The sequence below is a fragment of the Tardiphaga sp. 619_E2_N8_4 genome (assembly GCF_051810905.1).
In the GTDB taxonomy this organism is placed as follows: domain Bacteria; phylum Pseudomonadota; class Alphaproteobacteria; order Rhizobiales; family Xanthobacteraceae; genus Tardiphaga; species Tardiphaga robiniae.
In genome coordinates this window covers 4,588,317-4,611,246 of record NZ_JBPWQJ010000001.1, presented here as the reverse complement: position 1 = coordinate 4,611,246, position 22,930 = coordinate 4,588,317, and the positions used below count along the sequence as shown (strand labels likewise).

Sequence of the window (22,930 nt, the reverse complement as noted above, 5' to 3'; positions counted from 1 at the left end):
GGCTTTGTCATGGACGATGTGAGGCTCGACACACTGGGTCAGACGATTGTCGGCGCCCTGCCGGGTGCCGCACTCGCGCATGAGGTGGCGTTTGGCCAGCTGACGATCGCGGTGGAAACATCGAGGATCGTCGAGGTCGCGCAGTTCCTGCGTGACGATCCGCGCTGCCGCTTCGTCAATTTCACCGATGCGACGGCTGTGGATTACCCGGGGCGCGAGAAGCGCTTCGACGTCGTCTATCATCTGATGTCGCCGACATTGAACACCCGCATCCGTCTGAAAGGTCTGGCATCCGAAACAACTCAGGTGCCGTCGATCATTTCGGTGTTTCCCGGCGCTGACTGGTTCGAGCGCGAAGCCTATGACCTCTATGGCGTGATCTTTGTCGGCCATCCCGACATGCGCCGGCTGCTGACCGATTACGGTTTCGACGGCCATCCGCTGCGCAAGGACTTCCCGCTCACTGGCTTCGTCGAGGTTCGCTACGACGACCAGGAGAAGCGGGTGGTGTACGAGCCGGTCCGGCTCAACCAGGAATTCCGCAAATTCGATTTCCTCTCGCCCTGGGAAGGCGCGGATTATCCCGTGCTGCCGGGTGACGAGAAGGCAGAGGTCAAGCCATGACCGAACAACCCAACGTTCGCAATTTCACGATCAACTTCGGACCGCAGCATCCGGCCGCGCACGGCGTGCTCCGCCTTGTGCTGGAACTCGACGGTGAAGTCGTCGAGCGCGTCGATCCGCATATCGGCCTGCTTCACCGCGGCACCGAGAAGCTGATCGAGCAGAAGACCTATCTGCAGGCGATCCCGTATTTCGACCGGCTCGATTACGTCGCGCCGATGAACCAGGAACACGCATTCTGTCTGGCCGCCGAAAAGCTGCTCGGCGTCACCGTGCCGCGCCGCGGCCAGTTGATCCGCGTGCTGTATTCCGAAATCGGCCGCATCCTGTCGCATCTTCTCAATATCACCACGCAGGCGATGGACGTCGGCGCGCTGACCCCGCCGCTGTGGGGCTTCGAAGAGCGCGAAAAACTGATGGTGTTCTATGAGCGCGCCTCGGGCTCGCGCATGCATGCCGCGTTCTTCCGCATCGGCGGCGTACATCAGGATCTGCCGCCCAAGCTGATCAACGATATCGATGCCTGGTGCGATGCCTTCCCGCAGGTGCTCGACGATCTCGAAACGCTGCTCACCGGCAATCGTATTTTCAAACAGCGTAACGTCGATATCGGCGTGGTGTCGCTGGAAGACGCCTGGAAGTGGGGCTTCTCCGGCGTGATGGTGCGCGGCTCGGGCGCTGCATGGGATTTGCGCAAGTCGCAGCCTTATGAATGCTACGCCGAAATGGACTTCGACGTTCCGATCGGCAAGAACGGTGACTGCTACGATCGTTACTGTATTCGTGTCGAAGAGATGCGACAGTCGACCAAGATCATGAAGCAGTGCATAGCCAAGATGCGCGCGCCGGACGGGCAGGGCGCCGTTGCGGTCGAAGACAACAAGATTTTCCCGCCGCGTCGCGGCGAGATGAAGCGTTCGATGGAATCGCTGATCCATCACTTCAAGCTCTACACCGAAGGTTTTCGTGTGCCGGAAGGCGAAGTCTATGCTGCCGTCGAAGCGCCGAAGGGCGAGTTCGGCGTCTATCTCGTCTCCGACGGCAGCAACAAGCCGTACAAGTGCAAGATCCGCGCGCCGGGCTTTGCGCATCTGCAGGCCATGGACTTCATGTGCCGCGGCCATCTGCTTGCCGACGTCTCCGCCATTCTCGGTTCGCTCGACATCGTGTTCGGAGAGGTCGATCGGTGACGCTGACGCCTCCCATACAGTTTGACCGGGCGTCCGGCGTTCTCCAGAGCGTGAATCTCTGGGAACGTGCGATGGCCTGTGCGCTGGTGGTTGGCTCGAAGATCTCATCTTCGTTCTCGCATCGCGGCTACAACATGTGCGCCAATCTGATGCGCAGGACGGTGCTGCCGGCGCGCGATCTCGTGGTGAAGCTGAATGCGGATGCGCTGTTCGCGTTCCCATTCGGCGATGGCTACTGGAGCAAGTTGCTCAACCGCACCTTCTCCTATGAAGACGAGCTTGAGGTGTTGTTCCGGAACTCGATCGATGTCGATTACACGCTGCTCGATTGCGGCGCGAATTACGGATACTGGTCGGTGCTGGTGTCGAGCGGACCGTTCGGCTCGCACAAGGCGATCGCCATCGAGCCGTCGTTCGACAATTTCGCCAAACTTGCCACTAACGCCAGGATCAATGGTGACCGGTTCGACGTCATCAAATGCGCGATTGGCTCGCAGCGCGGCACGGCGCATCTGTCGGGCACCAAGCACGAAGCCTTCAGCATCGCCGGCGATCCCAATGCCGGCGGCGAGGAAGTGCCGGTGATCTCGCTCGACAATCTGCTCGACGACGGCAAGGTGTCGATGTCGGGCAAATATCTGATCAAGCTCGACGTCGAAGGCGTCGAGATCGAGGCCATCAAGGGCGGCGCACGATTGCTGCAGGGCGACTCGGTCATCATGTGCGAAGAGCACGGCAATGACCCGCATCACACCGTCTCACGCTTTATTCTGGATCAAACGCCGCTCAAGCTGATCGTGCATGATCCCGCCACCAACCGTTTCGAAACCGTGACCGAGTTGTCGATCCTCGATCGCATCAAGGTGTCCACACATGTTGGCTACAACGTGTTTGGCACATCGAGTGCGTTCTGGCTCGACCGCATCAGCAGCCTGAATGCGAGCGCGGCGCGCCGCACTCATTGAGAGACTAGACATGTCCGTCCGCCGTTTGGCTCCGAAAGAAGTTCAGCCCGCTTCGTTTAAATTCACGCCCGAGAATCTGGCGTGGGCGAAAGAGCAGATCACGCATTATCCGCCCGGCCGTCAGGCATCGGCGGTGATCGCGATCCTGTGGCGTGCGCAGGAGCAGCAGGCCGGCTGGGTCTCGGAAGCCGCGATCCGCGTCGTCGCCGACATGCTGGAAATGCCATATATCCGCGTGCTCGAAGTCGCGACCTTCTATACCCAGTTTCAGCTGCAGCCGGTCGGCAAGAAGGCTCATATTCAGGTCTGCGGCACCACGCCTTGCATGCTGCGTGGCGCCGGCGATCTGATCGACGTCTGTCAGCATCGCATCCATCACGACCCGTTCCATCTGTCTGCAGATGGCGACTTCTCGTGGGAAGAGGTCGAGTGTCTCGGCGCCTGCGTCAACGCCCCGATGGCGATGATCTGGAGCGACACTTACGAAGATCTCACCAAAGAGAGCATGAACAAGCTGATCGACGGTTTCGCTGCCGGCACGCCGCCGAAGCCGGGTTCGCAGATCGGCCGTCAGTTTGCTGCGCCCGAAGGCGGCGCGCGCGTGATGACGAGTGGTGGTGCCGCCAGTTACACCAAGGTTCTGGATATGCCGAAGGAACCCGCGCTCGCCGATGCCGAGCCGAAGAAGCAGACCGAGTCGGCCAATGTGCAGGAGCGCCCGGCGCCGAAGCCGCCGGCGGCCGACGCGACCAAGACCAATCCGCCGAAGGGTGGCGCTTCTAAGGAGCCGAAGACTCCCAAGGAGCCGAAGAAATGACGCGCGTGCTGTCGATGAAATTTGCAACGCTGTCGGGGGACGCGGCAATGAACAAGTGGCTCTACATCGCACTGCATACGATGGTCGCAGCTGCGTTCATTTTCTCGCTGCAGCGCTTCTTTTTGAACGCCACGCTTGAATCCAGTCTGTTGTGGGCCGTTGTGTTCGGCGGTTGCGCCGCGATGCTCGCCTACAAGCAATCCAATCGCTGATCGAGGAAGCCATGCTCGACGACAACGACCGCATCTTCCGCAATCTCTACGGCCTCGACGACTGGGGCCTCGCCGGCGCACGCCGCCGCGGCGGCTGGGATGGCACCAAGGCCATCATCGACAAGGGCCGCGACTGGATCGTCAACGAGATGAAGGCGTCCGGCCTGCGTGGCCGCGGCGGTGCAGGTTTCCCGACCGGCATGAAGTGGTCCTTCATGCCCAAGGACAATGCCGACGGTCGCCCGAGCTATCTCGTCGTCAATGCTGACGAGTCCGAGCCCGGCACCTGCAAGGACCGCGAGATCATGCGGCACGATCCGCATACGCTGGTCGAAGGCTGTCTGATCGCCGGCTGCGCCATGGGCGCTCATGTCGGCTACATCTATGTGCGCGGTGAATTCATTCGCGAACGCGAACATCTGCAGGCGGCGATCGATCAAGCCTATGAGGCCAATCTGATCGGCAAGAACAACATTCACGGCTTCCCGTTCGACCTTTACGTCGCGCACGGCGCCGGCGCCTATATCTGCGGCGAAGAGACGGCGCTGCTCGAAAGCCTCGAAGGCAAGAAGGGCCAGCCGCGCCTGAAGCCGCCATTCCCGGCGAATGTCGGTCTCTACGGCTGCCCGACCACGGTGAACAACGTCGAGTCGATCGCTGTTGCGCCGGATATCCTGCGCCGCGGCGCGGCATGGTTCGCCAGCATCGGTCGTCCGAACAATGTCGGCACCAAGCTTTACGGCATCTCCGGCCACGTCAACACGCCCTGCGTCGTTGAAGACGCGATGAGCATTCCGTTCAAGGAGCTCATTGAGAAGCATGGCGGCGGCATTCGCGGCGGTTGGGACAATCTGCTGGCAATCATCCCGGGCGGCGCATCGTGCCCGTTGATCCCGGCTGCGGATTGCGAAGAACTCATCATGGATTTCGACGGCACCCGCGCGGTGAAGTCGTCGTTCGGCACCGCCGGCGTCATCGTCATGGACAAGTCCACCGACGTCGTCGCGGCGATTGCCCGCATCAGCTACTTCTTCAAGCATGAGAGCTGCGGCCAGTGCACGCCGTGCCGCGAAGGCACCGGCTGGATGTGGCGCGTGCTGAGCCGCATGGTCGAAGGCCGCGCCCACAAGCGCGAGATCGACATGCTGCTCGAAGTCACCAAGCAGGTTGAAGGCCACACCATCTGCGCGCTCGGCGATGCCGCCGCGTGGCCGGTGCAGGGCCTGATCCGCGCCTTCCGCCCGGAGATCGAACGCCGCATCGAAGAGTTCAGCCGCAAGGCGACGCTCGACGATCAGGGCATCCTCGATCCCGCGCATCTGGTCGCGGCGGAGTAGGGCGCATGGCTATGACGAAACTGATCATCGACGGCAAAGAGATCGAGGTCCCCGCGGAATACACGCTGCTGCAGGCGTGTGAAGCCGCCGGCGCCGAAATCCCGCGCTTCTGCTACCACGAGCGCCTGTCGATCGCCGGCAACTGCCGCATGTGTCTGGTCGAGGTGAAGGGCGGACCGAAGCCGGTCGCGAGCTGCGCCTGGGGTGTGCGCGATTGCCGGCCTGGTCCCAAGGGAGAACCGCCAGAAATCTCGACCCGTTCGCCGATGGTCAAGAAGGCACGCGAAGGCGTGATGGAATTCCTGCTGATCAACCACCCGCTGGATTGCCCGATCTGCGATCAGGGCGGCGAGTGCGATCTGCAGGACCAGGCGATGGGCTATGGCGTCGACACGTCGCGCTTTGCCGAAAACAAGCGTGCCGTCGAGGACAAGTATCTCGGCGCGCTCGTGAAGACCTCGATGAACCGCTGCATCCAGTGCACGCGCTGCGTCCGCTTCGCCGCCGAGATCTGCGGCGTGCCGGAAATGGGCGCGACCGGTCGCGGCGAGGACATGGAAATCACCTCGTTCCTCGAAACGGCGCTGACCTCGGAGCTGCAGGGCAACCTGGTCGATATCTGCCCGGTCGGTGCGCTGACCTCGAAGCCTTATGCTTTCGCTGCGCGTCCGTGGGAACTCGGCAAGACCCAGTCCATCGACGTCATGGACGCCGTCGGCTCGGCGATCCGCGTCGATACCCGTGGCCGCGAAGTGATGCGCATCCTGCCGCGTGTCAATGAGGCGGTGAACGAGGAATGGATCTCCGACAAGACCCGCCACATCGTTGACGGCCTGCGCACGCAGCGTCTCGATCGTCCCTATATCCGCGACAACGGCAAGCTGAGTGCGGCGACCTGGGCTGAAGCATTCAGCGCCATCGCTGCTAAGGTGGCTGGCAGCAAGAAGATCGGCGCCATCGCTGGCGATCTCGCCGCCGTCGAGGAAATGTTCGCGCTGAAGCAACTGCTCGCAAGCATGGGCTCGGCCAATCTGGCGACCCAGAGCGCGGGCGCTTTCGATGCGGCCACTGGCCGCGCGTCCTACATTTTCAACCCGACCATCGCCGGCATCGAGCAGGCCGATGCGCTGCTGATCGTGGGCGCCAACCCGCGCAAGGAAGCCGCCGTTCTCAACGCGCGCATCCGCAAGGCATGGCGCACCGGTGCATTGAAAGTCGGCGTGATCGGCGAGAAGGCCGATCTGACCTATCGCTACGACTATCTCGGCGCCGGCACGGACTCGCTGGCCGAACTTGCCGCCGGCAAGAACGCCTTCGCCGATGTGCTGAAGAACGCCAAGCACCCGATCGTGCTGGTTGGCGCCGGCGTAGCCGCGCGTGCCGATGGCGCTGCGGTACTGGCGGTGGCTGCCAAGCTCGCTTCGGACTTCGGTGTTATCAAGGACGGCTGGAACGGTTTTGCGGTGCTGCAGACGGCGGCCTCGACCGTCGGCGCGCTCGATATCGGCTTCGCGCCGACATCGGGCAGCCTGAGCCTCGCGCAGATGACCTCGGCCGGTTCGCTCGACGTGCTGTTCTCGCTCGGCGCCGACGACGTGAAAGTCGCTGACGGCACTTTCGTCGTCTATATCGGCACCCATGGTGACCGCGGTGCGCATCGCGCCGACGTGATCCTGCCGGGTGCGGCCTATACCGAAAAGTCCGGCATCTTCGTCAACACCGAAGGCCGCGTGCAGATGGCGGAACGCGCCGGTTTCCCGCCGGGCGATGCCCGCGAGGACTGGGCGGTGATCCGCGCATTGTCCGACGTGCTCGGCCACAAGCTGCCTTACGACTCGCTGGCTGCCTTGCGGCAAGCGATCTTCAAGGCTGCCCCGCACCTGATGCGCATCGATCAGATCGAGGCCGGCGATGCCGGTGCGATCAAGACCCTTGCGGGCAAGGGTGGCACCGTCGACAAGACACCTTTCAAGGCCTCCGTTGAGGACTTCTACCTGACCAACCCGATCGCGCGTGCGTCAGCCATCATGGCGGAATGCTCCCGCCTGGCCTCCGGCCAGATGCTGACGGCGGCGGAGTAAACCGATGGCTGAATTCTGGACAAGCACGCTGTGGCCGCTGATCATCATGGTCGCGCAGAGCCTCCTTGTGCTCGTGGTGCTCTTGATTGCGATTGCCTACATCCTGCTGGCTGATCGCAAGATCTGGGCGGCGGTACAGATCCGCCGCGGACCCAACGTGGTCGGACCATTCGGCCTGCTGCAATCCTTCGCGGATTTGCTGAAATTCGTGTTGAAGGAACCCGTGGTTCCTTCTAGCTCCAACAAGGGCGTGTTCCTGCTGGCACCGCTGGTGTCCTGCGTGCTGGCGCTGGCGGCCTGGGCGGTGATCCCGATGGATCTCGGCTGGGTGATCTCCGACATCAATGTCGGCGTGCTCTATATCTTCGCGATCTCGTCGCTGTCGGTCTACGGCATCATCATGGCCGGCTGGTCGTCGAATTCGAAGTATCCGTTCCTGTCGGCACTGCGCGCCGCCGCGCAGATGGTGTCCTACGAAGTCTCGATCGGCTTCGTCATCATCACCGTCTTGCTCTGCGTCGGCTCGCTGAACCTGACGGCCATCGTCGCCGCGCAGGATTCGAAGTGGGGCATTCTCGGCTGGTATTGGATCCCGCTGTTCCCGATGTTCGTGATCTTCTACGTCTCGGCGCTGGCTGAAACCAACCGTCCGCCCTTCGATCTCGTCGAAGCGGAATCGGAACTGGTCGCGGGCTTCATGACCGAATACGGCTCGACCCCGTATCTGCTGTTCATGCTCGGTGAATACGTTGCCATCGTCACCATGTGTGCGCTGGCAACGATCCTGTTCCTTGGCGGTTGGCTGTCGCCGATCCCGTTCGCGCCATTCACCTGGGTGCCAGGCATCATCTGGTTCGCCATCAAGGTGATGTTCATGTTCTTCCTGATTGCGATGGCGAAGGCGATCGTGCCGCGCTACCGCTATGACCAGCTGATGCGTCTGGGCTGGAAGGTGTTTCTGCCGCTGTCGTTGGCGTACGTCATCATCGTCGCTGCCGTGCTGCAATTCGGGGGCCTTGCTCCGAAATGAGGTCACTATGAATATCAGGGCAACAGCTCATTCGCTTCTGCTGGCGGAGTTCGTTTCGGCGTTCGTCCTCGCCATGCGGTATTTCTTCAAGCCGAAGCCGACGCTGAACTATCCGTTCGAGAAGGGGCCGATCTCGCCGCGTTTCCGCGGTGAGCATGCGCTGCGCCGCTATCCGAACGGTGAAGAGCGCTGCATCGCCTGCAAGCTCTGCGAAGCGGTGTGTCCGGCGCAGGCCATCACCATCGAAGCCGGCCCGCGCCGCAACGATGGGACGCGCCGTACCGTCCGCTACGACATCGACATGGTGAAATGCATCTATTGCGGACTGTGCCAGGAGGCCTGTCCGGTGGATGCGATCGTCGAGGGACCGAACTTCGAGTTCGCCACCGAGACGCGTGAGGAACTCTATTATGACAAGGCGAAATTGCTCGCCAACGGCGACCGCTGGGAGCGCGAGATTGCGAAGTCAATCGAACTCGACGCGCCGTACCGGTAAGGTGACCAGATGATCCTTCCCGCATTGTTCTTCTATCTGTTCGCCAGCATCTGCGTGGCTTCCGCGGTCATGGTGATTGCCTCGCGCAATCCCGTGCATTCCGTCCTGTTCCTGATCCTGGCCTTCGTCAACGCCTCGGGCCTGTTCGTGCTGATGGGCGCCGAATTCCTCGCGATGCTGCTGATCGTCGTCTATGTCGGCGCCGTCGCGGTGCTGTTCCTGTTCGTCATCATGATGCTCGACGTCGACTTCACGCAGCTGCGCGAAGGCTTCATTCAGTATCTGCCGTTTGGTCTCGTGATCGGCGCGATCTTCCTTGCCGAATTGCTGCTGGTCGCAGGTGGTTGGGTAATGAACCCGAACGTCACCAAGTCGATCACGGCGGCCATCCCGACGAATGTGAGCAACACGGAGGCGCTCGGCCTCGTGCTCTATACGAAGTACATCCATTACTTCCAGCTGGCTGGCATGGTGCTGCTGGTGGCGATGATCGGTGCGATCGTGCTGACGCTGCGTCACAAGGTCAAAGTCCGGCGCCAGGACATCAATGTTCAGAACGCGCGCAATCCGGAACTGGCGATGGAAGTGCGCAAGGTCGCGACCGGGCAGGGCCTGCAGGACGCCGACGCGGGGAGCTGGGTCAAATGACGATCGGTCTCGGACACTATCTGGCGGTCGCAGCGATCCTGTTCACGCTGGGCATTCTCGGCATCTTCCTGAACCGCAAGAACATCATCGTCATCCTGATGTCGATCGAGCTGATCCTGCTCGCCGTCAACATCAACATGGTGGCGTTCTCGACCTTCCTCGGCGACATCGTCGGGCAGGTGTTCGCGCTGCTTGTGCTGACCGTGGCCGCTGCGGAAGCAGCGATCGGTCTCGCCGTGCTGGTGGTCTATTTCCGCAACCGCGGCTCGATCGCGGTTGAAGACGTCAATCTGATGAAGGGCTGAGCCAGTTATGATCCAGGCTCTTGTATTCCTGCCGCTGATCGGCGCGCTGATCGCAGGCTTCATCGCCATTCTGGGTGCGCATGGGCGTAACCCGAGCGGCGACGAGATGGACCATGCGCATGACGACCACGGTCACGGCGATGCCAGCGCGCATGCACATGCTGCGCATGGGCATGACGATCATGGTCACGATGATCACGACGACCATCACCACGTTGCCGAGCCGGCCGCGCTCGGCTCGCGTGCAGCCGAGCTGATCACCGCCGGTCTTCTGGTGGTGTCGGCGGTGCTGTCCTGGATGACCTTCGTCGATGTCGCCTTCATGCATCACGATGCCCGTATCGTGCTGCTGAACTGGATCAATTCGGGCGACCTGCAGCTATCGTGGACGCTGCGCGTCGACACGCTGACCGCCGTGATGCTCGTCGTCGTCACCACGGTGTCGTCGCTCGTTCACATCTATTCGCTCGGCTATATGGAAGACGATCCGAACCGGCCACGCTTCATGGCGTATCTGTCGCTGTTCACTTTCATGATGCTGATGCTGGTGACCGCGGATAACCTGCTGCAGCTGTTCTTCGGCTGGGAAGGCGTGGGTCTGGCCAGCTACCTGCTGATCGGTTTCTGGTTCAAGAAGCCCTCGGCCAATGCGGCGGCGATCAAGGCCTTCGTGGTCAACCGCGTCGGCGATTTCGGCTTCCTGCTCGGCATCTTCGCGCTGTTCATGCTGGTCGGCTCGACCGATCTCGACACCATCTTTGCCAGCGCGCCTAGCCTGACCGGCAAGACGATCAACTTCTTCGGCTGGCACGCCGATGCGCTGACACTGACCTGTCTGCTGCTGTTCGTCGGCGCGATGGGCAAGTCGGCCCAGTTCCTGCTGCACACCTGGTTGCCGGACGCGATGGAAGGCCCGACGCCTGTGTCGGCGCTGATCCACGCGGCGACCATGGTCACCGCGGGCGTCTTCATGGTGGCACGCATGTCACCGCTGTTCGAGCTCGCGCCGAACGCGCAGGCCGTCGTGATGCTGGTCGGCGCGACCACTGCATTCTTCGCCGCGACCATCGGTCTGGTGCAGAACGACATCAAGCGCATCGTCGCCTACTCGACCTGTTCGCAGCTCGGTTACATGTTCGTGGCGCTGGGGACGGGGGCTTACTCCGTCGCCATGTTCCACCTGTTCACGCACGCCTTCTTCAAGGCGCTGCTGTTCCTGGGTTCGGGCTCGGTGATCTATGCGATGCATCACGAGCAGGACATCCGGAAAATGGGTGGCCTGTGGAACAAGATCCCGTTCACTTACGCGATGATGACCATCGGCACGCTGGCGCTGACCGGATTCCCGTTCACGGCCGGCTACTTCTCGAAGGACGCGATCATCGAAGCGGCTTACGCCTCGCACACCCAGTTCGCCTTCTACGGCTTCCTGATGACCGTGGTCGCGGCGCTGCTGACCTCGTTCTATTCATGGCGTCTGGTGTTCAAGACGTTCCATGGCGAGCCGCACGACAAGAAGCATTACGATGCAGCGCATGAAGCGCCGCTGTGGATGCTGGTCCCGCTTGCCGTGCTGGGCATCGGATCGTTCGCCGCAGGCTTCCCATTCAAGGAGCTCTTTGCTGGTCATCACGTCGGCGAGTTCTTCCGGGAATCGCTGAAGATGAACCCGCACATCATCGAGGAGATGCATCACATCCCGGGCTGGGTGCCGTATGTGCCGACCGTGATGATGGTGCTCGGTTTCCTGATTTCGTACCTGTTCTATGTTCGCAAGCCGTATTTGCCTGTCGAACTCGCGAACCAGCATCCGCTGCTCTACAAGTTCCTGCTCAACAAGTGGTACTTCGACGAGCTCTACGAGATCATCTTCGTTCGCCCGGCCAAGTGGATCGGCCACTTCCTCTGGAAGAAGGGCGACGGCATGATCATCGACGGTCTCGGGCCTGATGGTGTCTCGGCCCGCGTGCTCGATATCACGCGCGGCGCGGTGAAGCTGCAGACTGGTTACCTCTATCACTATGCCTTCGCGATGCTGATCGGCGTCGCCGGGTTGATCACCTGGTTTATCTTCGGCCTGGGGGGCCAGTAACAATGGCGTCCGTCATGACATGGCCGGTTCTTTCGGTCGTCACCTTCCTGCCGATCGTCGGTGCGATCCTGATTTATCTCAGCCGCGGCGACGACGAGGCTGCGCAGGGCAATGCGCGCTGGATCGCGCTCTGGACCACGCTGATCACTTTTGCGGTCTCGCTGATCCTGGTGATGCGCTTCGACCCGTCGAACGGCGACTTCCAGTTTGTCGAAAAGGCGCCCTGGCTGGCCGCGACCATCAACTACCATATGGGTGTGGACGGCATTTCGCTGCCCTTCGTGATCCTGACCACGGCCCTGATGCCGTTCTGCATCCTGTGCAGCTGGAAGTCGGTCACCAAGCGTGTCCGCGAATACATGATCGCGTTCCTGTTCCTGGAAACGCTGATGATCGGCACCTTCTCGGCGCTGGATCTGGTGCTGTTCTATCTGTTCTTCGAAGGCGGCCTGATCCCGATGTTCCTGATCATCGGCATCTGGGGCGGCCCGCGCCGCGTCTACGCCTCGTTCAAGTTCTTCCTCTACACGTTCCTTGGCTCGGTGCTGATGCTGCTGGCCATCATGGCGCTGTACTGGAATGCGGGCACCACGGACATCCCGACGCTGATGCACACCGCCGTGCCGCGCAGCCTGCAGACATGGGCGTGGCTGGCATTCTTCGCATCCTTCGCGGTCAAGATGCCGATGTGGCCAGTGCACACGTGGCTGCCTGACGCGCATGTGGAAGCGCCGACGGCAGGTTCAGTCGTGCTGGCCGCGATCATGCTGAAGATGGGTGGTTACGGCTTCCTGCGCTTCTCACTGCCGATGTTCCCGGATGCCTCTCTCTACTTCGCGCCGATGGTCTGGACGCTCTCCGTTATCGCGATCGTCTACACGTCGCTGGTCGCGCTGATGCAGGAAGACATCAAGAAGCTGATCGCCTACTCGTCGGTCGCGCATATGGGCTATGTGACCATGGGCATCTTCGCCGGCACGACACAGGGCGTCTCCGGCGCAGTGTTCCAGATGGTGTCGCATGGCATCGTGTCGGGCGCGCTGTTCCTCTGCGTCGGCGTGGTCTACGATCGCCTGCATACCCGTGAGATCGCGGCCTATGGCGGCCTCGTCAACCGGATGCCGATCTATGCGGCGCTGTTCATGGTCTTCACGATGGCCAATGTCGGTCTGCCGGGCACCTCCGGCTTCGTCGGTGAATTCCTGACACTGATCGGCACCTTCAAGGTCTCGATCCCGACGGCGACATTCGCCAGCATCGGCGTGATCCTGTCGGCGGCCTATGCGCTGTGGCTGTACCGCAAGATCGTGTTCGGCGAACTGACCAAGCCTGCGCTGCAGGGCATCAAGGACATCACGTTCCGGGAAGGCCTGGTGCTGGTGCCGCTGGTCATTCTCACCATTCTGTTCGGAGTCTATCCGAAGCCGGTGCTCGACATGTCGGCGGCTTCGATCCAGCTCCTTGTTAACAATTACGCTGCTGCAACGTCTGCCGTGAAGGCAGCCGCGCTGCTGCAATGACCGCAGCAGATCAGGATAACGCGCAATGACGATTACGACCGCCGGATATTCCCTGCTGCCCGTACTGCCGGAGCTGATGCTCGCGGTTGGCGCCATGGTGCTGCTGATGATCGGTGCCTTCAACGGACCGAAGGTCACGGGCTTGGTCACCACGCTCGCCGTCTGTCTGCTGGTGGTGGTCGGCGCGGCTGAAATCATGCTGCCTGCGGGCAAGCATGTCACCTTCGGCGGCAGCTTCATCGTCGACGATTATGCGCGCTTCCTGAAGGTGCTGGCGATTATCGCGTCGGCCGTGACGCTGATCCTGTCGCGTGAATTCCTCGCGGACCAGTCCCGTCGTATTTTCGAATACGCCATCCTGGTGCTGCTCTCGACGCTCGGCATGATGGTGCTGATCTCGGCCGGCGACCTGATCATGCTGTATCTCGGCCTCGAACTGATGAGCCTTGCGCTCTATGTCGTCGCAGCCTCCAACCGCGACAATGCAAAGTCGACCGAAGCCGGCCTGAAGTATTTCGTGCTCGGCGCGCTGTCGTCGGGCATGCTGCTCTACGGCGCTTCTATGATCTACGGTTTCACCGGCACGGTGTCCTTCGCCGGCATCGCCGCCGAAGCCAAGACCGGCAATATCGGCCTGGTGTTCGGCCTGGTGTTTCTGCTGGCCGGCCTCTGTTTCAAGGTTTCGGCCGTGCCGTTCCACATGTGGACGCCCGATGTCTACGAAGGCGCACCGACGCCCGTCACCGCCTTTTTCGCCTCGGCCCCGAAGGTTGCAGCACTCGCTGTGTTCACCCGCGTCACACTGACCGCGTTCCCGGGCATCGTGGTGCAATGGCAGCAGGTCGTGGTGTTCGTGTCGCTGGCCTCGATGGTGCTGGGCTCGTTCGCCGCCATCGGCCAGACCAACATCAAGCGCCTGATGGCCTATTCGTCGATCGGCCATATGGGCTTCGCGCTGGTCGGCCTTGCCGCCGGCACGCAGGAGGGTGCGCAGGGCGTGCTGGTCTATATCGCGATCTATGTCGCGATGACCCTCGGCACCTTCGCCATCATCCTGACCATGAAGCGCAATGGCCAGCCCGTTGAGACGATCAAGGATTTCGCCGGCCTGTCGCGCACCAATCCGATCATCGCCTTCTTCTTCGCGATGTTCCTGTTCTCGCTGGCAGGCGTGCCGCCGCTGGCCGGCTTCTTCGGCAAGTTCTACGTCTTCATGGCGGCCATCAAGTCGGGCCTGTTCGTACTGGCCGTGGTCGGTGTGTTGGCCAGCGTGGTGGGCGCGTTCTACTATCTGTCCATTGTGAAGCTCATGTATTTCGACGAGCCGGTCGGGAAGCTCGATCCGATGCGCGTCGAGCTGCGCACGGTGCTGGCTGTGGCGGGTCTCTTCAACGTGTTGTTCTTCGTCTATCCGGCGCCTCTGGTCAGCGCGGCGGCATTCGCAGCGAAGTCGCTGTTCTAGATGGTATTTTCGCTCGGTCCCCGAGCCCTCGCGGCGGGCACGAAGCTCGCCGCATTCGACACAACCGGTTCGACCAATACGGAAGCCATGGACCGCGCGCGCGCAGGCGAGCGCGGTCCTATGTGGTTTGTCACAACGGAACAGACCGCGGGACGTGGGCGGCGGCATCGGCCGTGGGTCGCTCCCCGCGGGAACCTCGCCAGTTCGGTGCTGGAAGTTCTTGATGTGACGCCCTCAGTTGCGGCGACGCTGGGCTTTGCGGCCGGCGTTGCCGTTGAGAAGGCGCTCCGACAGATCAGCGTCGAAGCCGCGATGCGGGCGCCGCAGTCGGCCGCGAATGATTATCGGCTGAAATGGCCGAACGACGTTCTGGCAGGCGGGCACAAGCTGGTCGGAATGAATCTGGAGGCGGAGGCAGCGCCGAACGGCCAGCTTGCTGTTGTCGTCGGCATCGGCACCAATGTGGTGGCGGCCCCCGACAATATGCCTTATCCGGTTGCTTGCCTGCATGCGATGGGTGTCAGCGCCAGCGCTGAAGACCTGTTTGCGGCGCTTTCGGACACCTGGCAGGAGATGCGCGGCATCTGGGATTCCGGCCGCGGGTTTGCCGAGATCCGGCGACAGTGGCTGGAGCGTGCAGCAGGGATCGGTCAGCCGGTGTCCGTGGACAACGGGGTACAGACGATTTCGGGAATTTTCGACACCATTGATGAGGCCGGTTGTATGATTGTCGCGACAGCGGATCGCCGGCGAATCCCTATTACCGCCGGCGACGTTCATTTCGGATCGGCCGCGTCGACAAGGACAGTACGCAAATGACGCGACCCAACGAATTGACCTTCGCACCGCTGGGAGGCGTCGGCCAGATTGGCATGAACCTGTCGATCTATGGCCTGGCCGGGAAGTGGCTGGCGATCGACCTCGGCGTCTATTTCGGTGACGAGGAGCATCTGCCCGGCATCGATCTGGTGATGCCCGACGTGCGCTTCCTGGAAAAGGAAAAGAAGAATCTCGTCGGTCTCGTGCTCACCCACGCCCATGAGGACCATTTCGGCGCCATCATCGACCTGTGGCCCAAGCTGAAATGCCCGATCTATGCGACGCAGTTCAGCGCCGCATTGTTCGAAGCCAAATGCGCCAGCGAGCGCAATCCGCCGAAGATCCCCGTCACCGTGGTGCCATCGGGCGGCCGCATCAATCTCGGCCCGTTCGATATCGAGTTCATTCCGGTCGCGCATTCGATTCCGGAATCCCATGCGATCGCGCTGCACACGCCGCTCGGCACCGTGCTGCATACCGGTGACTGGAAGATCGATCCGACGCCGATCATCGGCCTGCCAACCGACGAAAAGCGGCTGCGCGAACTCGGCGATGCCGGCGTGCTGGCCATCATCGGCGACTCCACGAATGCGGTGCGCGATGGCCGCTCACCTTCCGAAACGGAGGTTGCCGCCACGCTCACCAAACTGGTGAAGGCTGCCAAGGGCCGCGTCGCCGTTACGACCTTCGCATCGAACGTGGCCCGGTTGCGGGCCGTTGCCGAAGCGGCGCAGGCCGCGGGCCGCGAAGTGGTGCTGGTCGGCCGCGCTATGGAGCGCGTCGTGCAGGTGGCCCGCGAATGCGGCTATCTCGATGGACTGCCGGCGTTCCGTAACGCCGACTATTACGGCCATTTCCCGCCGGACAAGGTGGTGGCGCTGTGCACGGGCAGTCAGGGTGAAGCGCGCGCGGCGCTGGCGCGTATCGCCAGCGACGATCATCCGATGGTGACCCTCAACAAGGGTGATACGGTGATCTTCTCGTCGCGGACCATTCCGGGCAACGAGAAGGCGGTCGGCACCATCATCAACGGTCTTGTCACGCAGGGCATCGAGGTGATCACCGATCGCGATGCGCTGGTGCATGTGTCGGGCCATCCGCGCCGCGACGAATTGCGCGACATGATTTCCTGGGTTCGTCCGCAATTGCTGATCCCCGTCCATGGCGAGGCGCTGCATCTGCATGAGCATGCCAAGCTCGCGCGCGCCTGCGGCGTGCCTCGGACCATGATCGTCAAGAACGGCGACCTCGTGCGCCTGGCGCCCGGCGATGCTGCCGTCATCGACGAATTGCCGTCGGGCCGCATGTTCAAGGACGGCCTCATCCTCGAGGATTCCAAGTCCCGCGCCGTGAGCGAGCGGCGCCGGCTGTCCTTTGCCGGCTGTGCGTTCGTGGCATTGGCCGTGACCATGAAGGGCGAACTGGTCGACGACCCTGCGGTCGATCTGATCGGCATTCCCGAAAAGAACCTCAAGGGCGAGGTGATGGAGGATGTCGTGTTCGACATCGTCGTCAACATCGTCGAGAACCTGCCCAAGGCGCGCAAGCGCGATCCGGATGCGATGGCAGAGTCGGTGCGACGCGCCGTCCGCTCGTCACTCGCCGATCAATGGGGCAAGAAGACGATGTGCTACGTTCACATCCTGCAGGTCGAAGACTAAAAGCAAAGAAACAAAGACTACGGAGGACACCATGCTGGGCCGGCTCAATCATGTGGCGATTGCCGTCGCCGATGCGGAGAAAGCTGCGAAGATCTACGGTACCGCCTTCGGCGCCGAGATTTCCGCGACCGTGCCGCTGCCGGAACATGGCGTGATCACGGTGTTCGCGACGCTGCCGAATACCAAGATCGAATTCATCCAGCCGCTGGGCGCGGATTCCCCGATCGCCAAATTCGTCGAGCGCAATCCTGACGGCGGCATTCATCACATCTGTTACGAAGTGCCGGATATCATCGCGGCACGCGACAACCTGATCAAGGAAGGCGCGCGCGTGCTTGGCGACGGCCAGCCGAAGATCGGCGCCCACGGCAAGCCTGTGCTGTTCCTGCATCCCAAGGATTTCTCGGGCGCGCTGGTAGAGATCGAACAAGCTTCCGAAATCGAACAGTCCTGAGGACGCGATGGCCTATACGATCTCGACGTCGCTCGCGGTCTATTTCGTCATCTGGTGGATCACGCTGTTCCTGACGCTGCCGTTCGGCGTCCGCAGCCAGCATGAGGATGGCAAGGGCACCGACGGCACCGATCCCGGTGCGCCTGTGCTGGCCCGGATGGGGCGCAAGCTGATCTGGACCACGGTGATTTCCGCCGTGCTGTTCGCGGGCGGCATGTATGCGTATCGCATGGGCTACTTCAACATCGAGAGGCTCTCGAAGCTGATGGGCGTGCCGATCTGAGAGCAATCTTTAAACCTGCGGAGTCTGTCCTTTCAGGTGTCGATACGGAGCTGACGCATGAAGCGCTTTCTGCTTTTTCTGTTGCTTGGGCCGGCTGTCGGCTTTGCGGTTTTCGAGCTGCGGGAAATTGCCAGCGGCAGGATCATCGGCGGCTTTCCCGGCTTCATCATGGGATTGCCCTTTGCCTACTGGTTCGGGCTGATCCCGTCGCTGGTGATGTGGCTTGAGGACTGGTTCCTTGAAGACAAGATGCAGCTGTGGCCGAAGGTGCTGACCTCGGCGCTTACTGGCTATGTCGTGAGTATCGGGATGATGTTGATCTGGACGTCGGTGTCGATCCCGCTGCACCAGATCCTTACATTCGGAATCGTCGGCGCGGTACAGGGCCTGGTCTGTTCGTGGCTGTCGGGCATCAAGCCGAAGGGTGGTGCGCTGTAGTACGCAGCGCGTTGCATCTCCGAAAAAAAAGGGCCGGCATGGATGCCGGCCCTTTTTCGTCTCGGACGATATGAAGCGTCGCTGTCGTCGTCGGAAATCCGTCGAAAAAAAAAGAGCAGGGCCGCAGCCCTGCTCGGAAAATTGTGTCGACCCTATTACCCCAAACTTTGGATTTTATCCTTGCTTAGCGGGTTGACGCTGCTTGAGCGCGTCAGGGCTCCTCCCGAGACTTGGACCACCAGACTCTGTCCTTACGAACCGCCTGAGGCGTGAGTCGTAGCTTAACTTTTTTTGTTTGTCACCAATTTCGGCAATGTGTGTTCAAAATTTAGGCCAAAGGTAGAATCGCGACCTTTTACGCGATTTCCGGTCACGCTGGGTCGCTCTGGCCGACATTGGAAATGGAGATATTTGACAGCCTGGGAAGCAATTCGCCAGGCGAACGGAATTAAGCCCCGATTGCCGGCTCCATGTCCTAGACTGTCCGGCGTCCGACCTGTCGCCCTTGTATTTTGGCGGCCGATCCGGTTTCACTCGCGTTCTCCCGTGTCCCTCCGATTCCCAGGCCTAACCATGCGATTGTCGCGCTATTTTCTGCCCATTCTCAAGGAAACGCCGAAGGAAGCCGAGATCGTCTCGCACCGGCTGATGCTGCGCGCGGGCATGATCCGTCAGGAAGCCGCTGGCATCTATGCCTGGCTGCCGCTGGGCCTGCGGGTGCTGAAGAAGATCGAGGCGATCGTCCGCGAGGAGCAGAACCGGGCAGGCGCCATCGAGCTCCTGATGCCGACATTGCAGCTCGCCGATCTCTGGCGCGAAAGTGGGCGCTACGACGCCTATGGGCCGGAGATGCTGCGCATCGTGGACCGCCACAAGCGGGAGCTTCTCTACGGGCCGACCAACGAGGAAATGATCACCGAGATCTTCCGCGGCTATGTGAAGTCCTACAAGAGCCTGCCGCTGAACCTGTACCACATCCAGTGGAAGTTCCGCGACGAGCAGCGTCCGCGTTTCGGCGTGATGCGCGGCCGCGAATTCCTGATGAAGGATGGCTATTCGTTCGACATCGACGAAGCCGCGGCGAAGCATTCCTACAATCAGATGTTCGTCGCCTATCTGCGCACCTTCGCGCGCATGGGCCTCAAAGCGATCCCGATGCGTGCCGAAACCGGACCGATCGGCGGCGATCACTCCCACGAATTCATCGTGCTCGCCGAGACCGGCGAGTCCGGCGTGTTCTGCGACAAGAACGTGCTCGATCTGCCGATCCCGCCGGCCGATGTCGATTATAGCGGTGATCTCACGGGCATCATCGATCAGTGGACCTCGATCTATGCGGCGACTGAAGACGTCCACGACGCCGCGCGGTTCGAAAGCGAAGTGCCGGCCGAGCGGCGGCTCAACACCCGCGGTATCGAAGTCGGCCAGATCTTCTACTTCGGCACCAAATATTCCGACGCGATGAAGGCGACCGTCGCCGGCGCCGATGGTGCGGAGACGGCGATCCATGGCGGCTCCTACGGCGTCGGCGTGTCGCGTCTGCTGGGCGCGATCATCGAGGCCTGCCACGACGAGAACGGCATCAAGTGGCCCGAGGAAGTGGCGCCGTTCCGCGCCGCCATCCTCAACCTGAAGCAGGGTTCGGCCGATACGGATGCGGCCTGCGAGGCGCTCTACAAGGAGCTCTCGGCCAAGGGCGTCGATGTGCTCTATGACGACACCGACCAGCGCGCCGGCGGCAAGTTTGCCACCGCTGACCTGATCGGTGTGCCCTGGCAGATCCTCGTTGGCCCGAAGGGGCTGGCCGAAGGCAAGGTCGAGCTGAAGCGGCGCGATGACGGTTCGCGTGAGAATATCAGTGCCGCTGAGGTCGTCGCAAAGCTGACGTCCTGACGACTTATCCACTGCGTGGTCGCCGCATCACTCACGATGCGGCTAGAATAAGCCCGATTCGTATGGGAGTCGGGCGATGGATGATGCCATGAGCGAGCCAGTTCGAACCCCACCCTTCGCCGCCTTCGAATGGCTGCTGTCCGGACGCTATCTCCGTGCGCGCCGTAAAGAGGGATTCATCTCTGTCATTGCCGGCTTCTCGTTCCTCGGCATCATGCTCGGCGTTGCCACGCTGATCATCGTGATGGCCGTGATGAACGGCTTCCGCAAGGAACTGCTCGACAAGATCCTCGGCCTCAACGGGCATCTGCTGGTGCAGCCTCTGGAAAGCCCGCTGACCGACTGGAAGGATGTCGCCGACCGCATCAGCGGCGTGAATGGCATTCGTCTCGCGGCGCCGGTCGTGGATGGCCAGGGACTGGGATCATCCGCGTTCGGTGCTGCCGGCATCTTTATCCGCGGTATCCGCTCTGGCGATCTCAATAACCTCACGTCGATCGCCAAGAACATCAAGCAGGGCACGCTCGAAGGCTTCGATGACGGGCAGGGTGTAGCGATCGGTCGGCGGCTGGCGGATCAACTCTCGATCCATGCCGGCGACATGATCACGTTGATCTCGCCGAAGGGGGCGGTGACCCCGATGGGCACGACCCCGCGCATCAAGCCCTACAAGGTTGCTGCCGTCTTCGAGATCGGCATGTCGGAATATGACTCGACCTTCGTGTTCATGCCATTGGCCGAGGCGCAGACATACTTCAATCGCCCCTCTGACGTGACCTCCATCGAGGTCTACACCAACAATCCCGACAGGATCGACGAGTATCGCAAGCTCGTGACCGAGACGGCCGGGCGGCCGATCTTCATCGTCGACTGGCGGCAGCGCAACTCGACCTTCTTCAATGCGCTGCAGGTCGAGCGCAACGTCATGTTCCTGATCCTGACGCTGATCGTACTGGTGGCGGCGCTGAACATCGTCTCCGGCCTGATCATGCTGGTGAAGGACAAGGGCAGCGACATCGCGATCCTGCGCACCATGGGCGCCTCTCAAGGCTCGATCATGCGGGTGTTCCTGATCACGGGTGCTGCGATCGGCGTGGTCGGCACGCTGGTCGGCTTCTTCGTTGGACTACTGGTCTGCTTCAACATCGAGACGATCCGGCAATTCATCTCCTGGATGACATCCACGGAGCTGTTCTCGCCGGAACTGTATTTCCTGTCCAAGCTGCCGGCCGAGGTCGACGTCGGCGAAACCAGCGCGGTGGTCATCATGGCGCTGACGCTGTCGTTCCTGGCGACCCTCTACCCGTCGTGGCGCGCCGCGCGCCTCGATCCCGTCGATGCGCTAAGATACGAGTGAGTGACTGATATGGCGCAAGGGGCAGATGATGTACCGGTGGTCTATCTCCACGACATCAAGCGGCAATACACCCAGGGCGAAAGCGTTCTGACCATTCTCGACAATGCCAAGCTGGCATTGTGGGCGGGGCAGTCTGTCGCGCTGGTGGCGCCGTCCGGCTCGGGCAAGTCGACGCTGCTGCATATTGCCGGCCTGCTCGAGAGCCCGGATGACGGCGAGGTCTATGTCGGCGGCACCGCGACCTCGGGCCTGTCGGACACCGAGCGCACCCAGATCCGCCGCACCGATATCGGCTTCGTCTACCAGTCACATCGGTTGCTGCCGGAATTCACCGCGCTGGAAAACGTCATGCTGCCGCAGATGATCCGTGGCTTGAAGCGCTCCGAGACGGTCGCCCGCGCCAAGGAAATCCTGGCCTATCTGGGTCTGGCCGAACGCATCACCCATCGCCCTGCGGAGCTGTCGGGCGGCGAGCAGCAACGCGTTGCGATTGCCCGCGCGGTGGCCAATGCACCGCGCGTGTTGTTTGCCGACGAGCCGACGGGCAATCTCGATCCGCACACCGCGGATCACGTCTTCAAGGCGCTGATGCAGCTGGTGAAGGCGACCAAGGTGGCGATGCTGATCGCGACCCACAACATGGAACTGGCCGGCCGTATGGATCGGCGGGTGTCGCTGGAAAACGGCAAGGTCGTCGAACTCGACTGACCCCGCCACTCGTTTCATTTGAGAGGGAAAAAGCGAGGCGCCGCGGACGGCGCCGTCGCTCAGTAGCTGCTCTTACGCTTGCGCTTCACGCGCGGCTGCTGCGGCGCGTAGGTCTGCGCATAGGCCAGCGCCGGATTGGCAAAGCAGGTCAGGCCGATGCCCGATGCCGTCGCGGCGCACTGCGCATAGGTGCGGTAGCTGCAGTCGTCGTCATCATAGAGGGAGCGCATGCAGAACGGATAACCGCTCGGCGTGTTGAACGAGAACGGGCCGGGATCGGTGCGCTGTGCTGCGGCGGGCGTAACGGTGAGGGCCGAGAGGGCGCCGAGGGCGACCAGAGCAAGCAGGGCTGCGCGCATCGAATTCTCCTGCCGACTCAGATGGCCGGCTGCATGTGATCTCTGACCGGCACAAAGCCGGTCCGAGAGGTATTCGTCAACTCACAAAGCCGGATTCCGCTCCGCATCTGGCGCCGGAAACATGCCGTAACAGGGCTTGTTCGGCACAGGCGACGCAATACGGCGCAGGTGATTCCGGC

General features: G+C 61.8%; 23 protein-coding genes. 22 read left to right on the top strand and 1 reads right to left on the bottom strand.

The annotated features are described in order from the left end of the window. Nucleotides 1-9 precede the first annotated feature (9 nt). The 22 genes from AB8A23_RS22160 (at nt 10) to AB8A23_RS22055 (ending at nt 22,392) form a co-directional block, all read left to right on the top strand. Nucleotides 10-624, top strand: coding sequence for an NADH-quinone oxidoreductase subunit C (locus AB8A23_RS22160; RefSeq protein ID WP_439058211.1), 615 nt, complete (start codon nt 10-12; stop codon nt 622-624). After that, nucleotides 621-1,814 (top strand): NADH-quinone oxidoreductase subunit D, encoded by a 1,194-nt coding sequence (locus AB8A23_RS22155; protein ID WP_089264562.1) that lies wholly within the window; start codon nt 621-623, stop codon nt 1,812-1,814. The genes AB8A23_RS22160 and AB8A23_RS22155 overlap by 4 nt, the downstream gene beginning before the upstream one ends. Next, entirely contained in the window at nt 1,811-2,779 is a 969-nt protein-coding gene (locus AB8A23_RS22150; protein WP_439058212.1) for an FkbM family methyltransferase, read from the top strand. The genes AB8A23_RS22155 and AB8A23_RS22150 overlap by 4 nt, the downstream gene beginning before the upstream one ends. Before the next feature lie 10 nt (nt 2,780-2,789). After that, complete coding sequence (gene nuoE, locus AB8A23_RS22145; protein WP_439058213.1) at nt 2,790-3,596, top strand: NADH-quinone oxidoreductase subunit NuoE; 807 nt, start codon at nt 2,790-2,792, stop codon at nt 3,594-3,596. Then, the gene (locus tag AB8A23_RS22140; protein ID WP_089264560.1) at nt 3,593-3,808 is read left to right on the top strand and encodes a hypothetical protein; all 216 of its coding nucleotides are present in this window, start codon (nt 3,593-3,595) and stop codon (nt 3,806-3,808) included. The genes nuoE and AB8A23_RS22140 overlap by 4 nt, the downstream gene beginning before the upstream one ends. 11 nt (nt 3,809-3,819) lie before the next feature. Then, the gene (nuoF, locus tag AB8A23_RS22135) at nt 3,820-5,145 is read left to right on the top strand and encodes an NADH-quinone oxidoreductase subunit NuoF (RefSeq protein WP_439058214.1); all 1,326 of its coding nucleotides are present in this window, start codon (nt 3,820-3,822) and stop codon (nt 5,143-5,145) included. Nucleotides 5,146-5,156: 11 nt separating this feature from the next. After that, nucleotides 5,157-7,226 carry an NADH-quinone oxidoreductase subunit NuoG gene (gene nuoG / locus AB8A23_RS22130; RefSeq protein ID WP_439060478.1) on the top strand — a complete coding sequence of 690 codons (2,070 nt, stop codon included), beginning with the start codon at nt 5,157-5,159 and terminating at the stop codon, nt 7,224-7,226. 4 nt (nt 7,227-7,230) lie between these two features. Further along, nucleotides 7,231-8,256 (top strand): NADH-quinone oxidoreductase subunit NuoH, encoded by a 1,026-nt coding sequence (gene nuoH / locus AB8A23_RS22125; protein WP_089264558.1) that lies wholly within the window; start codon nt 7,231-7,233, stop codon nt 8,254-8,256. A 7-nt stretch (nt 8,257-8,263) separates the two neighbouring features. Further along, on the top strand, nt 8,264-8,752 hold the full coding sequence (nuoI, locus tag AB8A23_RS22120; RefSeq protein WP_089264557.1) for an NADH-quinone oxidoreductase subunit NuoI: 489 nt from the start codon (nt 8,264-8,266) through the stop codon (nt 8,750-8,752). Between the two features lie 9 nt (nt 8,753-8,761). Then, entirely contained in the window at nt 8,762-9,400 is a 639-nt protein-coding gene (locus tag AB8A23_RS22115; RefSeq protein WP_068730884.1) for an NADH-quinone oxidoreductase subunit J, read from the top strand. Next, entirely contained in the window at nt 9,397-9,705 is a 309-nt protein-coding gene (gene nuoK / locus AB8A23_RS22110) for an NADH-quinone oxidoreductase subunit NuoK (protein ID WP_068730883.1), read from the top strand. Before AB8A23_RS22115 ends, nuoK begins: the two co-directional genes overlap by 4 nt. A gap of 7 nt (nt 9,706-9,712) precedes the next feature. Continuing rightward, nucleotides 9,713-11,797 carry an NADH-quinone oxidoreductase subunit L gene (gene nuoL / locus AB8A23_RS22105; protein ID WP_439058215.1) on the top strand — a complete coding sequence of 695 codons (2,085 nt, stop codon included), beginning with the start codon at nt 9,713-9,715 and terminating at the stop codon, nt 11,795-11,797. Between the two features lie 14 nt (nt 11,798-11,811). After that, complete coding sequence (locus AB8A23_RS22100; RefSeq protein WP_439058216.1) at nt 11,812-13,317, top strand: NADH-quinone oxidoreductase subunit M; 1,506 nt, start codon at nt 11,812-11,814, stop codon at nt 13,315-13,317. 25 nt (nt 13,318-13,342) lie between these two features. After that, on the top strand, nt 13,343-14,779 hold the full coding sequence (gene nuoN, locus AB8A23_RS22095) for an NADH-quinone oxidoreductase subunit NuoN (protein ID WP_120290021.1): 1,437 nt from the start codon (nt 13,343-13,345) through the stop codon (nt 14,777-14,779). Continuing rightward, nucleotides 14,780-15,598 carry a biotin--[acetyl-CoA-carboxylase] ligase gene (locus AB8A23_RS22090; RefSeq protein ID WP_175367094.1) on the top strand — a complete coding sequence of 273 codons (819 nt, stop codon included), beginning with the start codon at nt 14,780-14,782 and terminating at the stop codon, nt 15,596-15,598. Continuing rightward, nucleotides 15,595-17,259: a ribonuclease J gene (locus AB8A23_RS22085; RefSeq protein WP_089264553.1), complete on the top strand. Its 1,665-nt coding sequence runs from the start codon at nt 15,595-15,597 to the stop codon at nt 17,257-17,259. Before AB8A23_RS22090 ends, AB8A23_RS22085 begins: the two co-directional genes overlap by 4 nt. A 31-nt stretch (nt 17,260-17,290) precedes the next feature. Then, nucleotides 17,291-17,713, top strand: a complete 423-nt coding sequence (gene mce / locus AB8A23_RS22080) for a methylmalonyl-CoA epimerase (RefSeq protein ID WP_068730877.1) — start codon at nt 17,291-17,293, stop codon at nt 17,711-17,713. Nucleotides 17,714-17,720: 7 nt separating this feature from the next. Further along, on the top strand, nt 17,721-17,996 hold the full coding sequence (locus AB8A23_RS22075) for a DUF1467 family protein (protein WP_089264552.1): 276 nt from the start codon (nt 17,721-17,723) through the stop codon (nt 17,994-17,996). A 57-nt stretch (nt 17,997-18,053) separates the two neighbouring features. Then, nucleotides 18,054-18,434, top strand: coding sequence for a hypothetical protein (locus AB8A23_RS22070; protein ID WP_439058217.1), 381 nt, complete (start codon nt 18,054-18,056; stop codon nt 18,432-18,434). Nucleotides 18,435-19,007: 573 nt separating this feature from the next. After that, a complete protein-coding gene (gene proS / locus AB8A23_RS22065) occupies nt 19,008-20,327 on the top strand; it encodes a proline--tRNA ligase (protein ID WP_439058218.1) in 1,320 nt (439 codons plus the stop codon). Between the two features lie 76 nt (nt 20,328-20,403). Next, nucleotides 20,404-21,684: a lipoprotein-releasing ABC transporter permease subunit gene (locus AB8A23_RS22060; RefSeq protein WP_439058219.1), complete on the top strand. Its 1,281-nt coding sequence runs from the start codon at nt 20,404-20,406 to the stop codon at nt 21,682-21,684. Nucleotides 21,685-21,693: 9 nt separating this feature from the next. After that, nucleotides 21,694-22,392 carry an ABC transporter ATP-binding protein gene (locus AB8A23_RS22055; RefSeq protein ID WP_068730961.1) on the top strand — a complete coding sequence of 233 codons (699 nt, stop codon included), beginning with the start codon at nt 21,694-21,696 and terminating at the stop codon, nt 22,390-22,392. Between the two features lie 59 nt (nt 22,393-22,451). Here AB8A23_RS22055 and AB8A23_RS22050 read toward each other — a convergent pair whose 3' ends face one another. Continuing rightward, nucleotides 22,452-22,751: a DUF3551 domain-containing protein gene (locus tag AB8A23_RS22050; RefSeq protein ID WP_175367092.1), complete on the bottom strand. Its 300-nt coding sequence runs from the start codon at nt 22,749-22,751 to the stop codon at nt 22,452-22,454. Nucleotides 22,752-22,930 lie beyond the last annotated feature (179 nt).

Bases quoted from the DNA above. Each gene is read 5' to 3' on its own strand.
- mce (WP_068730877.1), top strand. From the start codon at position 17,291: ATGCTGGGCCGGCTCAATCATGTGGCGATTGCCGTCGCCGATGCGGAG.
- nuoL (WP_439058215.1), top strand. From the start codon at position 9,713: ATGATCCAGGCTCTTGTATTCCTGCCGCTGATCGGCGCGCTGATCGCA.
- AB8A23_RS22155 (WP_089264562.1), top strand. From the start codon at position 621: ATGACCGAACAACCCAACGTTCGCAATTTCACGATCAACTTCGGACCG.
- nuoI (WP_089264557.1), top strand. From the start codon at position 8,264: ATGAATATCAGGGCAACAGCTCATTCGCTTCTGCTGGCGGAGTTCGTT.
- AB8A23_RS22115 (WP_068730884.1), top strand. From the start codon at position 8,762: ATGATCCTTCCCGCATTGTTCTTCTATCTGTTCGCCAGCATCTGCGTG.
- nuoG (WP_439060478.1), top strand. From the start codon at position 5,157: ATGACGAAACTGATCATCGACGGCAAAGAGATCGAGGTCCCCGCGGAA.
- proS (WP_439058218.1), top strand. From the start codon at position 19,008: ATGCGATTGTCGCGCTATTTTCTGCCCATTCTCAAGGAAACGCCGAAG.
- AB8A23_RS22085 (WP_089264553.1), top strand. From the start codon at position 15,595: ATGACGCGACCCAACGAATTGACCTTCGCACCGCTGGGAGGCGTCGGC.
- nuoE (WP_439058213.1), top strand. From the start codon at position 2,790: ATGTCCGTCCGCCGTTTGGCTCCGAAAGAAGTTCAGCCCGCTTCGTTT.
- nuoF (WP_439058214.1), top strand. From the start codon at position 3,820: ATGCTCGACGACAACGACCGCATCTTCCGCAATCTCTACGGCCTCGAC.
- nuoK (WP_068730883.1), top strand. From the start codon at position 9,397: ATGACGATCGGTCTCGGACACTATCTGGCGGTCGCAGCGATCCTGTTC.
- AB8A23_RS22160 (WP_439058211.1), top strand. From the start codon at position 10: ATGGACGATGTGAGGCTCGACACACTGGGTCAGACGATTGTCGGCGCC.
- AB8A23_RS22075 (WP_089264552.1), top strand. From the start codon at position 17,721: ATGGCCTATACGATCTCGACGTCGCTCGCGGTCTATTTCGTCATCTGG.
- AB8A23_RS22060 (WP_439058219.1), top strand. From the start codon at position 20,404: ATGGATGATGCCATGAGCGAGCCAGTTCGAACCCCACCCTTCGCCGCC.
- nuoH (WP_089264558.1), top strand. From the start codon at position 7,231: ATGGCTGAATTCTGGACAAGCACGCTGTGGCCGCTGATCATCATGGTC.
- AB8A23_RS22055 (WP_068730961.1), top strand. From the start codon at position 21,694: ATGGCGCAAGGGGCAGATGATGTACCGGTGGTCTATCTCCACGACATC.
- AB8A23_RS22140 (WP_089264560.1), top strand. From the start codon at position 3,593: ATGACGCGCGTGCTGTCGATGAAATTTGCAACGCTGTCGGGGGACGCG.
- AB8A23_RS22100 (WP_439058216.1), top strand. From the start codon at position 11,812: ATGACATGGCCGGTTCTTTCGGTCGTCACCTTCCTGCCGATCGTCGGT.
- nuoN (WP_120290021.1), top strand. From the start codon at position 13,343: ATGACGATTACGACCGCCGGATATTCCCTGCTGCCCGTACTGCCGGAG.
- AB8A23_RS22070 (WP_439058217.1), top strand. From the start codon at position 18,054: ATGAAGCGCTTTCTGCTTTTTCTGTTGCTTGGGCCGGCTGTCGGCTTT.
- AB8A23_RS22050 (WP_175367092.1), bottom strand. From the start codon at position 22,751: ATGCGCGCAGCCCTGCTTGCTCTGGTCGCCCTCGGCGCCCTCTCGGCC.
- AB8A23_RS22090 (WP_175367094.1), top strand. From the start codon at position 14,780: ATGGTATTTTCGCTCGGTCCCCGAGCCCTCGCGGCGGGCACGAAGCTC.